The following is a 14,166-nucleotide window of genomic DNA, read 5'->3' as shown; positions in this document are numbered from 1 at the left end:
GCATTAGGCTCTATGGCTTGCCCCATCCTGGAGTCCACGATGCCGACCGTAGAATCCCTGTCCCTCAAGCAAGCCCGCCGCCTGGCCCTGGCCGCCCAGGGCTTTGCCCTGCGCAGGCCCGGTGGCGAGGTGCAGCGTCGCCATGTGCGCAGCCTGCTGGAGCGCCTGGGTGTGCTACAGATCGATTCGGTGAACGCGCTGGTGCGCTCGCATTACCTGCCGTTGTTCTCGCGCCTGGGCAACTACTCGCCGACGCTGCTGGAAGAGGCGGCCTGGAGTGGCGGGCGGCATCGTCGGTTGTTCGAATACTGGGGGCATGAAGCCTCGTTGCTGCCGCTCGAACTGTATCCGCTGATGCGCTGGCGCATGCGTCGCGCAGCCGAAGGGCGCGGTATCTATCAGCAATTGGCGCGCTTCGGGCGTGAGCGACAGGCGGTGATCCAGCGGGTGCTCGATGCCGTTCGCGAGCAGGGCGCGCTGGGCGCCGGCAGCCTGACTACCCGCGTGGAACGTGCCGGCCCCTGGTGGGACTGGAGCGAGGAGAAACATGCGCTGGAATGGCTGTTCGCCGCAGGCGAGGTGACGGTCGCCGGGCGGCGCGGCTTCGAGCGTCTGTACGACTTGCCGGAGCGCGTACTGCCGTCCGATCTGCTCCGGCAGCCCGAGCTGGACGAGGCCGAGGCGCAGCGCCAATTGCTGCTGCATTCCGCCCAGGCTCTGGGCGTGGCCACCGAGAAGGACTTGCGCGACTACTTCCGCCTGGACCCCGCCGACAGCAAGGCGCGGCTGGCGGAGTTGGTGGAGGCGGGCGATCTGCTGGTCGTACAGGTTCAGGGCTGGCAGGCGCCGGCCTATTGCCTGGCGGAACCGGTCATTCCGCGCAAGGTGCGCGCCAGCGCCTTGCTTTCGCCCTTCGACTCGCTGGTCTGGGAGCGCGCCCGCACCGAGCGGCTGTTCGATTTCCGTTATCGCCTGGAGATCTACACGCCGCAGCACAAACGCGTTTACGGCTACTACGTCCTGCCTTTCCTGTTCAACGAGCACCTGGCCGCGCGGGTCGATCTGCGCTCCGATCGCGCCGCGGGAAAGCTGGTGGTGCATGCCGTCCACGAAGAGGAAAAGGGATTGGGTGAAGAGGGCCACGCCGCGTTGGCGCAGCAATTGAACGAGATGGCGCGCTGGCTCGGGCTGGAACGGGTGGCGGTGAACTGCCGGCGGCCCTCAGGCGAGCGCCTGCAGGGGCTGCTGACGCAGGCCTGAAACGAAACGGGCCTCCGCAGAGGCCCGTCCGTGATCACTTGCCGCTGGCGATGCGTTTGCGGATGTGGTCCGCACGCTGCTGCGAGCCGGGGTGGGAGTCGAACATGCTGCTTTCCTGGCCGCCGCTGAGCCTGGCCAGCTTGTCGAAGGCGCTGGCCAGGCCGTTGAGGTCGATGCCGCGCTTCTTCAGCAGGTCGAAGGAGTAATCGTCGGCCGCCGACTCCTGGGACTGGGAGAACTGCGCGTTGACCAGCGCTTCACCGATTTCTCCCAACTGCGATTGCGACAGGGCGGCGACGGTGGCATTCCCCGAGGCTGCGACGGCACCGCGGGCGGCGGCGGTTGCGTAGGCAGTCTGGGTGGCCTTCTTCACGTGGCCGAGGGCGACGTGGCCGATCTCGTGGCCGAGCACGCCTTCCACTTCGTTGTCGTTCATCAGGTCCATCAGGCCGGAGTAGACGCGTACGCAGCCATTGGCCATGGCGAAGGCGTTGACGTCTTCGGTGAGGTAGACCTTGTAGTTGATCGAGGTACCGGTCAGCGGGTTGCCCAGGGCGGCGGCTATCTTGTCCAGGCGCTGCGCGTAGGGGCTGGAGGCTGGGGCGATCTGGGCTTCGGCATCCTGCTTGGCACAGGCTTCGTCGGCGACCTGCTTGATCTCAGCATCGCTGAGGGTGGCGGCCTTCATGGCCATCATGCCCGACTGCACGAGGCTGTCGGTGTTCATGTTCTGGCAGCCGGAGAGTGCGGCGCTGGCGCCGATCAGCAGGGCGAGGAGGGAGCGGTGCAGTTGCATCGGGAATCTTCCTTGGTTGACGGTTTCCATGGCGCGGCGGCTGCCGCGCGGGGCGCCACTCTAGGTAGACGCCTGGTACCCGTCAATTGCGGGAAGAGCTCTCAGGTGTTTGCTGAGACGCATGTCCGGTTCAGCGACGGACCTGCTTCAGGGTTTCGGCGATGAGGAAGGCCAGCTCCAGCGACTGGTCCGCGTTCAGGCGCGGGTCGCAGTGGGTGTGGTAGCGATCGCTCAGGCCGGCCTCGGTGATCGGCCGCGCACCACCGATGCACTCGGTGACGTTCTGCCCGGTCATCTCGATATGGATGCCGCCGGCGTAGCTGCCCTCGGCCCGGTGTACTTCGAAGAATTGCCGGACCTCGGCGAGGATGCGCGCAAAGTCGCGGGTCTTGTAGCCGCTGGAGGCCTTGATGGTGTTGCCGTGCATGGGGTCGGAGCTCCACAGCACCTGCTTGCCCTCGCGCTGCACGGTCTGGATCAGGCGCGGCAGGCCGTCGCCGACCTTGTCGGCACCCATGCGCACGATGAGGTTGAGGCGGCCGGGCTCGTTGTCCGGGTTGAGGATGTCGATCAGGCGGATCAGCTCCTCGCTATCCATGCTCGGGCCGACCTTCACGCCGATGGGGTTGCCGACGCCGCGGAGCATTTCGACATGGGCGCCGTCGAGCTGGCGGGTGCGGTCGCCGATCCACAGCATGTGCGCGGAGCAGTCGTACCAGCCGCCGGTGAGGCTGTCGCGGCGGATGAAGGCTTCCTCGTAGTTCAGCAGCAGTGCTTCATGGGCGGTGAAGAAGCTGGTCTCGCGCAGTTGCGGCGCGGTATCCAGGCCGCAGGCGCGCATGAAGGCAAGGGTTTCGTCGATGCGGTCGGCCAGTTGCTGGTAGCGCTCGGACAGCGCCGAGTTGGCGATGAAATCGAGGTTCCACTGGTGCACCTGGTGCAGGTCGGCAAAGCCACCATTGGCGAAGGCGCGCAGCAGGTTCAGCGAGGCCGTGGACTGATGGTAGGCCTGCAGCAGCCGGTCCGGGTCCGGCACGCGGCTTTTCTCATCGAAGCCGATGCCGTTGACGATATCGCCGCGGTAAGCCGGCAAGGTCACGCCGCCGATGGTTTCATCGCCGGAGGAGCGCGGTTTGGCGAACTGGCCGGCCATGCGGCCGACCTTCACCACCGGGCAGCCGGCAGCGAAAGTCATCACCACCGCCATCTGCAGCAGCACCTTGAAGGTGTCGCGGATCTTCGCCGCGGAGAACTCGGCGAAGCTCTCGGCACAGTCGCCGCCCTGCAGCAGGAAGGCGCGACCAGCAGTGACCTCGGCGAACTGTCGGCGCAGCTCGCGGGCCTCGCCGGCGAACACCAGCGGCGGGAAGCTGGCGAGGGTGCGCTCGACCTCGCTCACGCGGTTCGCGTCGGGGTAGGCGGGCTGTTGCTGGATCGGTTTGCTTCTCCAGCTATCGGGGCTCCAGGGCAGGCTCATTGGCGGGTCTTCGCGGCTATGGACGGTATCCGCCCATGGTATCAGCTCGGCATATGGCTCGCGCGAGGTCGCCGTGGCGGTTTGCGCTGGAAAAGAAGGGACATCCTTGTCCTGGGGAACACTGGTGGGCGATCAGCCGCCCGCGCAGCGCACAGGTGTGCGCTGACGCAGGAATACCGACGAAAGACAGTGACGGTTGGCGGATTCGCGAAGGGCGCTACGCTGGCGCATGCTCGGTTGTGCCTCTTGGGCTGTTATTCTTGCGGCTTTGCCGACCTGGCGGTCGCGGGTGGCCGTCTTGATTCGAAGGATTATTGCGTGCGCGAGCCCCTGTATTTCAATGGCAATCCGTGCCGTTCGCCGTATCCGGCGAGCCGCATTGCCATGGCAGTTTCCTCCCGGAGCCGGTGATGAGCGAGGAACAGTTGAGCGAAGAGTTGCTGATCGTCGAGGAGCGCGATGACTTCGGCGTGATCCGTGTTGTGGAGAGCGGTGCCTTCCGCTACCTGGAGTTCGGCGACGAGGTCGAGCAGAGCTGCGTGCTGACGGGTGATCCGAGCTGGCTGGAGTACGACTACTCGCGCGCCATGCTGGTCGGTGCGCTGTGCCATCCGCGCCCGCGCCGCGCGCTGTTCCTCGGTTTTGGTGCCGGCAGCCTGACCCAGGCCTGCCTGAAGTACCTGCCGCTGGACGAAGTGGAAGCCATCGAGCTGCGTCCCTCCATTCCGCGCCTGGCCCGCGAGCACCTCGGCCTGGCGGACGATGAGCGCCTGAACCTGCGCATCGGCGATGCCGTGCAGGAGCTGGCCGGGTGCGAGCCGGCCGACCTGATCTTCCTCGATCTCTATACCGATACCGGACCTGCGCCGGCGCACATCGGCTGGGACTTTCTCGGCGCCTGTCGCGAACGCCTGCGGCCGGGGGGCTGGCTGGTGATCAACCAGTGGAGCACCGACGACGGCCGACCCCTGGGTGCCGCGCTGCTGCGCGGTCGCTTCAATCGGCATTACTGGGAATGCCCGGTGCCCGAAGGCAACGTGATCGTCTTCGTCCCCGCCGAACTGGATCAGGAGCTGAACCTGCGCGGCCTGAAGAAGCGTGTCGGCCAGCTTGAACCGAAGCTGGGCTATTCGCTGCGCCCCTACATCGAGTCACTGCGCCCGGCGCAGTGACTCTCTGCATGGATAGCCATCAGGGAATCTGATAGCTGAAGGCGAAGTTCAGCCGCGGGCTGCGCTCGTTGTTGTCCAGGGCCCGATCGCCGAAGGGCTTGGCCACTTCCATCGACACCAGGTAGTGCTTGCGGTCGGAGAAGCGCACGCCCAGCGCCGCGGAGCCGAGCTTGCCTTCGTTCAGACCGTCCTGGTTATAGCGGGTGCGCGCAGTGTCGACGACGAAGTAGGGCTGGATCTGGTTGAGCACCACACTCTGCCGCAGGAAGGAATAGTTCACCTCATAGGCGGCGCCCCAGCCCTTGTCGCCGGTGGCCTGATCGTCGGGGTAGCCGCGGCCGAAGTTTCCGCCGCCGTAGGTGACCTGCTCGGAATCCGGCAGCACGTCGTCGCTCCATTGGAAGGCGGCGGTCACCACGCCCTGCCAGTTGGAGCCGAACTGGTCCTGCTGGGCGCCGTAGCCGAGCAGGCGGGTGAAATTCTTCTTGATCGGATCCGGCGTCTCCGCGCCCATGCCGTTGAGGCCCTGGTAAACCGCCACGCTGCCGGCCCGCACGCGCTTCTCGGCGAATTGCTGGACCACGGTTTCGATCCCCACCACGCGAAGCTTGCTCTTCTGCTCGATACGGAAGGGGATGGCCGGGTAGACCAGGTCGTAACGGCTGGTGTCGTTCACCGTATAGCCGCTCAGGTTGAGGTCCCAGGTCAGGTCGCGGCGCAGCACCAGCGGAATCCCCAGTCCGGCGCTGACCCGCTCGTTCTGCCGCTTGCGCTCGAACTCCAGGCCGCTGGCCAGGCGCAGGTTCTCGCCGGGGCGGGAGTTGTACTTGCTGTAGCCGGCGAGCAGTTGCAGGCCGTTGTCACCCAGGAGCTGGCTGTAGTTCCAGGCGCGGTAGTACTCGTGGTCGTCGCCCGGCGGGTAGAGGTAGCTGAACTGCAGTTGCTCGCCCCAGCCGAGCATCGACATCACCTCGGCGTTGAACAGGCCGCGCTGCTCGCCACGGCGCGAGTCTAGGTTCATGCCGGTGTCGAAGCGCTTCTGCTTGCCCGCCAGCTCCAACACGGCGCCACCGTCGCTGGTGGTGGGCGGGTTGAGCGCCATGGCCATCTGCATGCCGGGCACCCGGCTCATCAGCACGCTGAAGCGTTCGAAGCTTTCGCGGGTCAGGGGTTTTTCCGCTTTCAGCTTCTCGATCCAGCGGTCCACGCGCATCTGGTGCACGCCCAGGTCGCCCGCAGCGCGAACCTGGCTGATGTGGCCCTCGACCAGTACGATCCGCGCGACGCCGCTGGCAAAGTCCTGGTTGGGCACGTAGGCGAACGAGATGAAGTAGCCGTCATCCTGGTAGCGCTGGGTGATGGCCTTGGCCGCCGCCACCAGCTCGCTGACCTGGATGGTGCGCTTGGTCAGTGGTTCCAGCAGCGGCTTCCAGGTCTCGACGGGGTAGTGCTTGCCGCCGGCCAGTTCGATGCGCTTGATGCGGATGCGCTGCTGGAGCACCTGTCCGGGCTGGGTTGCCGACGGTTCCGGAGCTGTGACCTTGGGGGCCTTGGGGCGAATATCGCCGCCGGGGAGGTTGGGGCGGGGAAGGGTCTGTTCGATATCTGAGCCGGGAAGCTGTATCGGGCGCTCGGCCCAGGCGAAGGGTGCAGCCAACAACAGGGGAAGGACAGCGAGTCTGCGCATCTGGCTCCTCCATGAGACCGATCTTCTTATTAAAAGACCAGGAGCCGTGGGCGGCTCCTGGTTACTACAGTATGGGCGTAAATCGGATTATTGCTTGGGCGTACCGATCGCCAACCCACCGCCCAGTCCGCCGGTCACACCACCCAGCGCGCCACCCACGGCGCCCAGCGTATTGCCCAGCAAGCCTCCCTGGCCGCTGGTGCCGCCAGTCGTACCGGCGCCAGCGCCGACTGCCACGCCTGAACCCTGGGCATTGCTGCCGATGCCCACGCCAGCGCCGGCGACCAGGCCGCCACCACCGGTGAGGCCGCTGGTCAGGCCACCGACGGTTCCGGCCACGCCATTGACCAGGCCCCCGACCGGATTGCTGCCGCCAGAGGCGCCACCGAGGGAGCCGGTGATGCCGCCGACCGCGCCAGTCACACCGCCGACCAGGCCACCCACCGGATTACTGCCGCCGGTAGCGCCGCCGAGGGAGCCGGTGATGCCGCCGACTGCACCGGTCACACCGCTGACCAGGCCGCCCACCGGATTGCTGCCACCGGTAGCTCCACCCAGGGAGCCGGTGACACCCCCGAGCAGACCACCGCCCGGGTTGCTACCGTTGACCAGGCCGCCGGCGGCACTGACTGCCTGACCCGCATTGCTGACGATTCCGCCGACCGGTGCCAGCGCCGGATTCTGGCTGGCGACCTGGTTGCCTGTCTGGGTCACAACACCGCCGACGGTGGTCAACAGGTTGTTCACCGGCGTTCCCAGTCCGGTGGCGGCGCCGACGCCGCGGGTAGTTCCTTCGACTTTGCCGACCAGGCCGGCGGTGGTACCGCTGAGCTGGGTGGTCAACTGGCTCAGCGGGCCGGTGGTGACCGCGCCGCTGAGCGAGTCGCCGAGCATGGTGATCTTGCCGCCGACACCATCCACCAGGCCGCCCACCTGGCCGGTCAGGCCGTTGAGCGGGGTGTTTGCCAGCACCGGTGCATCACCGATGGCCGCCACGGTGTCACCCAGGCTGCTCACGGCGCCGCCGGTATGGCTCACCAGGCCGGTTACGCCAGCCACGGTAGTGCCTACTGCGTTGGGGTTGTTGCCCAATTGGCCGAGGCCGTTGGTCACGCCGGTGCCGACACTGTCCACGCCTGCGCCGACTTGCTGGACCAGGCTGCCGGCATTCTGCGTGACGCCATTGCCCAGCACCGGCAGGTCAACCGTTTTCACCACGCCGCCCACGGTGCTGACGGTGTCGCCGACATTGGAGACCGCCTGGCCAGTGTTAGTCAGGATATTGCCGGTGGTGCTGGCCGGCGGTGTGGTGGTGCCGCCGCCATCGGTCCCGCCGCCATCCGTGCCGCCACCGCCAGTTCCTCCGGTCCCACCGGTACCGCCAGTTCCTCCGGTGCCGTCGGTGCCACCAGTGCCACCAGTGCCGTCGGTACCGCCTGTGCCGCCAGAGCCACCGGAGCCATCGCCGCCGGAACCGCTGTCGGCGGGTTGTTCGGAACTGCTGCCGGAAGAGTGGTGGCTGCTGCCGCCCTTGCTGCTGCAACCTTGCAGGGAGAGGGCAACGACGAGAAGGGAAAGCGCGAAAACACGGATCGGGCCTGACATGAGAAGTTCCTCCATGAGAACGTCAGTCAGCGGGCTTCCCGGTCGGTATCCGGCGCGTCGCTGAGCTGCTCTGGAGTCAGTTCTAGAGGTTTGTTTTCAGGCGCGAAATTGGAACTTGTATATAGTCGTTTTGTGAATTTTAACTATCTGATTTTAAAGTGAAAACTAAAGGATTATGACCGCCCGTCAGGGGTTTTTAATACCTTGGATATAGCGCTTTTCGCACGATGGTTCCGTTTTGCTTTTTCCGCGAGCGTTCATTTGCCCAGAAATCGACCGTCGCGGCGCTCCAGCATGGCATTCAAACCCTCTTTCGCGTCCTCGGTGGAGAGCAGTTCGCTGGCCATGGCCGGCAGCAGTCTTGCAGCTGCCTCCTCGCCCTCGTCGAGGCTTCTCCGGGCCGATGCCAGGGTTGCGCGGATGCCCAGCGGTGCCTGGGCGGCAACGCGCTGGGCCAGCCAGAGGGCGCGGGGCAGCAGCTCTTCCGGCGCGGTGACCTCCTGCACGAGGCCTATGCGATAGGCCTCGTGCGCATCGAAGGGGTCGCCGGTCAGCAGCCAGCGCATCGCATTGCCCCAGCCGGCCACCTGGTGCATGCGCAAAGTGGCCCCGCCGAAGGGAAAAATGCCGCGCTGTACTTCGAGTTGGGCGAAGCGCGCGTTGCTGGCGCAGAGATTGATGTCGGCGGCGAGCATCAATTCGATGCCCAGGGTGAAGCAATAGCCCTGCGCTGCGACCAGCAAAGGCTTGGTCAGGCGCCGCCCACCGAAGGTGCCCCAGGGGTCGGCGGAGCCTTCGGGCATGCTCCAGCCGGTGCGGAAGGTCTCGCCGATGCTGGCCAGGTCCAGACCGGCGGTGAAATGGTCGCCGTGGGCGAAAACCAGTGCGCAGCGCAGCTCGTCGTCGCGCTCGTACTCGCCAAAGGCCAGCACCAGTTGGGTGAGCATTTCCAGGTCGAAGGCGTTGCGCTTCCCGACCCGGTTCAGGCCCAGCAACAGGACGTGGTCATGGCGTTCGACAGTGATGCGCGGTTCGCTGCTGGCGGTCATGGGCGGGCTCCGGTCGGGTGGCTTGCACGGTATAGCTGGCAGGGGCGGGGTTGTCTATGGGACGACCGTTCGCCGGCCCTGTTCCGAAAAGAAACACATCGGTCAGGATTTTCCGGTATGATACGCGCCGGCCAAACGCTGGCCTCGTTTCGGATCCCGCATTTTTCCGCAGCTTTCACGCTCGGGCTGTGCGTCCGCTGTGCGGACTTCCTTGACGCATTCTTCCAATCTTCATTTCGCAAATCCCCGCTTCCAGCTGCCTGGGTGACTTCATCGTCGTACAGGGCATGCGCAGCTCGGCTATTGGGTCTTTGCGGATGTACTTAGAGGCAAAACCCATGACCCAGGAAACCGCCGGCTTCGCCGCGCTCGGTCTTCACCCCAATGTTCTCGCTGCCATTGCCGCTGTCGGTTATGAAGAGCCGTCGCCGATCCAGGCCCAGTCGATCCCGGTGATCCTCGAAGGCCACGACATGATCGGCCAGGCCCAGACCGGTACCGGCAAGACTGCCGCGTTCGCGCTGCCGTTGCTTTCGCAGATCGAACCCAGCCGCCGTGTCCCGCAGGTGCTGGTGCTGGTTCCGACCCGCGAACTGGCCCTGCAGGTTGCCACCGCTTTCGAGACCTACTCCAAGCAGATGCCGGGCGTCGGCGTCATTGCCGTCTACGGTGGTGCCCCCATGGGCCCGCAGCTCAAGGCTCTGCGCCAGGGCGCCCAGGTCGTGGTCGCCACCCCGGGCCGCCTGTGCGACCACCTGCGCCGCGACGAAAATCTGCTGTCCACCGTCAAGAGCCTGGTGCTCGACGAAGCGGACGAAATGCTCAAGCTCGGCTTCATGGATGACCTCGAAGTGATCTTCGAAGCCATGCCGTCCAGCCGTCAGAGCGTGCTGTTCTCCGCGACCCTGCCGGCTTCGATCCGCAGCATCGCCGAACGCCACCTGAAAGAACCCAAGCACGTCCGCATCGCCGCCAAGACCCAGACCGTCGCCCGCATCGAGCAGGTGCACCTGATGGTCCACGCCGACCAGAAGCCGGCGTCGATCCTGCGCCTGCTGGAAGTCGAACAGTTCGACGCCCTGATCGGCTTCGTCCGCACCAAGCAGGCCACCCTGGATATCGCCGAGCTGCTCGAGCGCCAGGGCTACCGTGCCGCCGCGCTGAACGGCGATATGCCGCAGGCGCAGCGTGAGCGCGTGATCGAGTCCCTCAAGGATGGCTCGCTGGACATCGTCATCGCCACCGACGTTGCTGCTCGCGGCCTGGACGTGGCGCGCATCACCCACGTACTGAACGTGGACATGCCCTACGATCCGGAATCCTACGTGCACCGTATCGGCCGTACCGGCCGTGCCGGCCGCGAAGGCCGCGCCCTGCTGCTGGTGACCCCGCGCGAACGCCGCATGCTGCAGGTGATCGAGCGTGTGACCGGGCAGAAGGTCGGCGAAGTTCGCCTGCCGGACGCCGAGACCGTGCTGGAAGCCCGCCTGAATCGCCTGGCCACCGGCCTGCAACCGCTGCTGGCCAACGCTGTGGCCAACCGTGGCGCCGTGCGCGACGAGCTGTGCCGTCGCCTGGGTACCGACATGGACACCCTGGCCGCCGTGCTGCTGGCCAAGCTCACCGAAGGCAAGGCGCTGGACCTGGAATCGGTCCGTCGCGAACAACCGCTGACCCCGGCCGCTCCGCGCGAGCGCAGCGGTGACCGTTACGAGCGCAGCGAACGTGGCGATCGCCCCGAGCGCGGCGACCGTCCGGAGCGCAGTGGCGAGCGTCGCACCATGGCTCCGCCGTCGGAAGGCAAGGCCCGCTGCCGTACTGCCCTGGGCGCCCGTGATGGCGTGCAGGCGAAGAACCTGCTGGGCGCCATCCTCAACGAGGGTGGCCTGTCCCGCGAGGCCATCGGCCGCATCCAGATCCGCGAGACCTTCAGCCTGATCGAGCTGCCGGAAGAGAACCTCGAGCGTCTGCTGACCAAGCTCAAGGACACCCGCGTCGCCGGCAAGGCCCTGCGCCTGCGTCGTTATCGCGAAGACTGATTCGTCAGTCTCCCGCGTATGAAAAAGCCCCGCCTTGGCGGGGCTTTTTCGTTTCCGGCATCGGCCGGTGCATGCCCTTTAGGAGCGAGCTTGCTCGCGAACCGCCCAACTCCGACGCTGTAGCGAGAAGTTCACGAGCGAGCTCGCTCCTGCAAAAGAGCAGTCAGTCGAAGCGGTAGATATCCATCCCCAGCGCGCCAAGCGTGAAGCCGGCGTGCTCCACCGTCATCGCCGAACCGCCGGCGCCGCGGGCGAAGTACAGCGGCAGCAGGTGCTCGTCGCGTGGGTGGTTGCGTACCGCGTAGGGAGCCTGCCGGCGATAGTCGAACAAGGCGGCTTCGTCGTCGGCTTCCAGCCGCGCCACCATCCAGTCGCGGAACGCCTTGGCCCAGGGGGTGATCACCTCGGGGCCTGCGTGCCAGTCCAGTTCGCCCAGGTTGTGGGTGATGCTGCCTGAGCCGATCAGCAGGATGCCTTCATCGCGCAGTTTGCGCAGGGCAGCGCCGACCCGGTGCTGCATGGGGGCGCCGAGGCGGCTGGGCAGGGACAACTGCACGACGGGGATATCGGCTTCCGGGTACATCAGGCTCAGCGGCACCCAGGCGCCGTGGTCCAGCGGGCGTTCGGGGTCGAGGGTGGCAGGCAGGCCGGCCTCGGCCAGCAGCTCAGCGACCCGCTGTGCCAGCTCCGGCGAGCCGGCGGCCGGGTACTGCACGGCGTAGAGCTCGGGCGGAAAGCCGTAGAAGTCGTGCCAGGTGTCCGGCATGGGCGAAGCGGTGATGCGCAGGTCGGGCGTTTCCCAGTGGGCGGAAACCACCAGGATGGCCTTGGGACGCGGCAATTCGCGGGCCAGACGTTTCAGGGGGGCGTCGCTGGCGCCGGGGTCCAGAGCCAGCATGGGGGAGCCGTGGGAGATGAAGAGGGCAGGGAGCATGGCGAACCTCGCTACTTGAATGCCTCTATGTTCACGCGCTCAAAGATCGAAATCCAGTATAGGTTTTTGACTTTAATGATCGTAATAGTCGATGTTTAACGCGATATCTCCCGCAGCCTGCTTCGCTGCAAAAGTGCCAACTGGGTTGCAGAGTGGCGGAGCCAGCCGCCATAAGACGCTTTGAGGGGATGTCAGTCGGACTATGCGTTAGAGTTTGCGGAAATTTCCGAAACAGATGGCGAATTCAGCTATGCAGCAAGGCGAACAAGTCCTGATGCTCGAGATCGGCGACTGCCTCCGTCTGGAGGACGGCACCGAAATCTGCGTGCAGCGGGTCCGCGGTGATCAGGTGCGGCTGAAGATTCTCGAGGCCGGAGAAAGTCAGCGCGAGCGGCGCGGCGCCTGGTGGCGCTGGCTGTTGCCCCGCGCTTTGCGCAGTGTTTGAGCAGGTGATCTATGCAGCATGAGTTCTGGCAGTCGCGCTGGGCGCGCAATGAAATCGGTTTCCATCAGCAGTCGGTGAATCCCGGACTGCAGCGCAACTGGCCGGGCCTGGGGTTGCCCGAGGAGTCGCAGGTGCTGGTGCCGCTCTGCGGCAAGAGCCTGGACATGCTCTGGCTGGCCCAGTGGGGATATCACGTGCTGGGAGTCGAACTGGCCGAGCGCGCTGCCGTCGACTTCTTCACCGAGCTGGGTGTCACTCCGCAGGTCACCGAGGATGGCGCGCTGCGCCGCTACAGTTTCGAGCGCCTGGAGATTCTCCAGGGCGATTTCTTCGATGTCACCGCTGAACAGGTGGCGGGGTGCAGCACACTGTACGACCGCGCGGCGCTGATCGCCTTGCCGCCGGACCTGCGTGCTGACTATGCGGCCCATCTGCAGCGCATCCTGCCGTCTCGCTCACGCGGGCTGCTGGTGACCCTGGAATACCCTCAGGCCGAGATGGACGGCCCGCCGTTCGCCGTGCTGGCGCCGGAAGTGCACGAGCTCTTCGCCGAAGACTGGGAGGTGACGGAGGTGGAGCGCCTCGATGTGCTGGCGGAGAGCCCGAAGTTTCTCAAGCGTGGCGTCGGTCATCTGGACGAAGTGGTGTTCACGCTGCGCCGGGGCTGAATCGCAGGTATGAAAAAGGGCGACCCGAGGGTCGCCCTTTTTTGTCGCGTCGAAGCTTAGCGGCCGGCGGCGCGCAGGGCTTCGATGCGGTCTTCCAGCGGCGGGTGGCTCATGAACAGGCCGGCGAGGCCATGCTTGAGGTTGCCGTTGATACCGAAGGCCTGCAGCGAGTCGGGCATCTGCACCGGCACACCCTGTTCGGCGCGCAGACGTTGCAGGGCGGCGATCATCGCGCCGGTACTGGCGAGGCGGGCGCCGGCTTCGTCGGCGCGGTATTCGCGTTTGCGCGAGAACCACATGACGATGATGCTGGCGAGGATGCCCAGGACCAGCTCGGCGAAGATGGTCGCAACGAAGTAGCCGATGCCCGGGCCGTCTTCGTTCTTCAGGATCGCCTTGTCGACGAAGTTGCCGAAGATGCGCGCGAAGAACATCACGAAGGTGTTCACCACGCCCTGGATCAGCGCCAGGGTGACCATGTCGCCGTTGGCCACGTGGCCGATCTCGTGGGCGAGTACGGCTTTCACTTCCTCAGGCGAGAAGCGCTCCAGCAGGCCCTGGCTGACCGCGACCAGCGCGTCGTTGCGGTTCCAGCCGGTGGCAAAGGCGTTGGCCTCGTAGGCGGGGAAGATACCCACTTCCGGCATCTTGATGCCGGCTTCGCGGGACAGCTCTTCCACGGTCTGCAGCAGCCACTGTTCATGACGGGTGCGCGGCTGGCTGATGATCTCGGTGCCGGTGCTCATCTTCGCCATCCACTTGGAGATGAACAGCGAAACCAGGGAGCCGGCGAAGCCGAAGACGGCACAGAAAATCAGAAGGCTACCGTAATTCTGGCCGGTGAATCGGTCCACGCCGAGCAATTTCAGGGTGATGCTGGCGATCACCAGAACTGCCAGGTTGGTGGCCAGGAACAACAGGATGCGCATCATGGCGTAAAGCTTCTCCTCACGGTGACGGGGCGAAAGCCGCCTTGGAATGCGGCTTTCCGGATCGCCGGGCGCAACGCGCTCGGGATCGCTGAATAGTATGCG

The 14,166-nt window shown here is 65.8% G+C and carries 12 protein-coding genes; 5 read left to right on the top strand and 7 right to left on the bottom strand.

The window, feature by feature from the left end; translation table 11 throughout:
* The first annotated feature begins 39 nt into the window (after positions 1-39).
* Entirely contained in the window at positions 40-1,260 is a 1,221-nt protein-coding gene (locus PNI01S_RS02145) for a winged helix-turn-helix domain-containing protein (RefSeq protein ID WP_024764542.1), read from the top strand.
* 34 nt (positions 1,261-1,294) lie between these two features.
* Here the strand turns inward: PNI01S_RS02145 and loiP are convergent, their stop codons facing one another.
* Both loiP and PNI01S_RS02135 read right to left on the bottom strand, forming a co-directional pair.
* Positions 1,295-2,056, bottom strand: a complete 762-nt coding sequence (loiP, locus tag PNI01S_RS02140; protein ID WP_024764543.1) for a metalloprotease LoiP — start codon at positions 2,054-2,056, stop codon at positions 1,295-1,297.
* Positions 2,057-2,186: 130 nt separating this feature from the next.
* Positions 2,187-3,533: a class II 3-deoxy-7-phosphoheptulonate synthase gene (locus tag PNI01S_RS02135; protein ID WP_024764544.1), complete on the bottom strand. Its 1,347-nt coding sequence runs from the start codon at positions 3,531-3,533 to the stop codon at positions 2,187-2,189.
* 410 nt (positions 3,534-3,943) lie between these two features.
* On the opposite strand from PNI01S_RS02135, the gene PNI01S_RS02130 reads away from it, so the two are divergent.
* Positions 3,944-4,705 carry a spermidine synthase gene (locus tag PNI01S_RS02130; protein WP_037007103.1) on the top strand — a complete coding sequence of 254 codons (762 nt, stop codon included), beginning with the start codon at positions 3,944-3,946 and terminating at the stop codon, positions 4,703-4,705.
* 19 nt (positions 4,706-4,724) lie between these two features.
* Here PNI01S_RS02130 and PNI01S_RS02125 read toward each other — a convergent pair whose 3' ends face one another.
* The 3 genes from PNI01S_RS02125 to PNI01S_RS02115 form a co-directional block, all read right to left on the bottom strand.
* The gene (locus PNI01S_RS02125; RefSeq protein ID WP_024764546.1) at positions 4,725-6,392 is read right to left on the bottom strand and encodes a ShlB/FhaC/HecB family hemolysin secretion/activation protein; all 1,668 of its coding nucleotides are present in this window, start codon (positions 6,390-6,392) and stop codon (positions 4,725-4,727) included.
* An 87-nt stretch (positions 6,393-6,479) separates the two neighbouring features.
* Positions 6,480-7,997: a collagen-like triple helix repeat-containing protein gene (locus PNI01S_RS02120; protein ID WP_084357343.1), complete on the bottom strand. Its 1,518-nt coding sequence runs from the start codon at positions 7,995-7,997 to the stop codon at positions 6,480-6,482.
* A gap of 257 nt (positions 7,998-8,254) precedes the next feature.
* Positions 8,255-9,046 (bottom strand): crotonase/enoyl-CoA hydratase family protein, encoded by a 792-nt coding sequence (locus PNI01S_RS02115; RefSeq protein WP_084357342.1) that lies wholly within the window; start codon positions 9,044-9,046, stop codon positions 8,255-8,257.
* Between the two features lie 338 nt (positions 9,047-9,384).
* Here PNI01S_RS02115 and PNI01S_RS02110 point away from each other — a divergent pair, with 338 nt between their 5' ends.
* The gene (locus PNI01S_RS02110; RefSeq protein WP_024766950.1) at positions 9,385-11,085 is read left to right on the top strand and encodes a DEAD/DEAH box helicase; all 1,701 of its coding nucleotides are present in this window, start codon (positions 9,385-9,387) and stop codon (positions 11,083-11,085) included.
* A gap of 163 nt (positions 11,086-11,248) precedes the next feature.
* Here the strand turns inward: PNI01S_RS02110 and PNI01S_RS02105 are convergent, their stop codons facing one another.
* The gene (locus PNI01S_RS02105; RefSeq protein ID WP_054909675.1) at positions 11,249-12,019 is read right to left on the bottom strand and encodes a DODA-type extradiol aromatic ring-opening family dioxygenase; all 771 of its coding nucleotides are present in this window, start codon (positions 12,017-12,019) and stop codon (positions 11,249-11,251) included.
* 274 nt (positions 12,020-12,293) lie between these two features.
* Here PNI01S_RS02105 and PNI01S_RS28430 point away from each other — a divergent pair, with 274 nt between their 5' ends.
* Positions 12,294-12,464 carry a hypothetical protein gene (locus PNI01S_RS28430; protein WP_157837676.1) on the top strand — a complete coding sequence of 57 codons (171 nt, stop codon included), beginning with the start codon at positions 12,294-12,296 and terminating at the stop codon, positions 12,462-12,464.
* 11 nt (positions 12,465-12,475) lie between these two features.
* Positions 12,476-13,132 carry a thiopurine S-methyltransferase gene (locus PNI01S_RS02095; RefSeq protein ID WP_084357341.1) on the top strand — a complete coding sequence of 219 codons (657 nt, stop codon included), beginning with the start codon at positions 12,476-12,478 and terminating at the stop codon, positions 13,130-13,132.
* Positions 13,133-13,188: 56 nt separating this feature from the next.
* On the opposite strand, the gene htpX is transcribed toward PNI01S_RS02095, so the two are convergent.
* Positions 13,189-14,064 (bottom strand): protease HtpX, encoded by an 876-nt coding sequence (htpX, locus tag PNI01S_RS02090; RefSeq protein ID WP_024766954.1) that lies wholly within the window; start codon positions 14,062-14,064, stop codon positions 13,189-13,191.
* Between the last annotated feature and the right edge of the window lie 102 nt (positions 14,065-14,166).

Source organism: Pseudomonas nitroreducens NBRC 12694, assembly GCF_002091755.1.
Classification (GTDB): Bacteria; Pseudomonadota; Gammaproteobacteria; order Pseudomonadales; family Pseudomonadaceae; genus Pseudomonas; species Pseudomonas nitroreducens.
The sequence above is the reverse complement of the archived record's forward strand: the minus strand, read 5'-3'. Positions and strand labels throughout refer to the sequence as shown.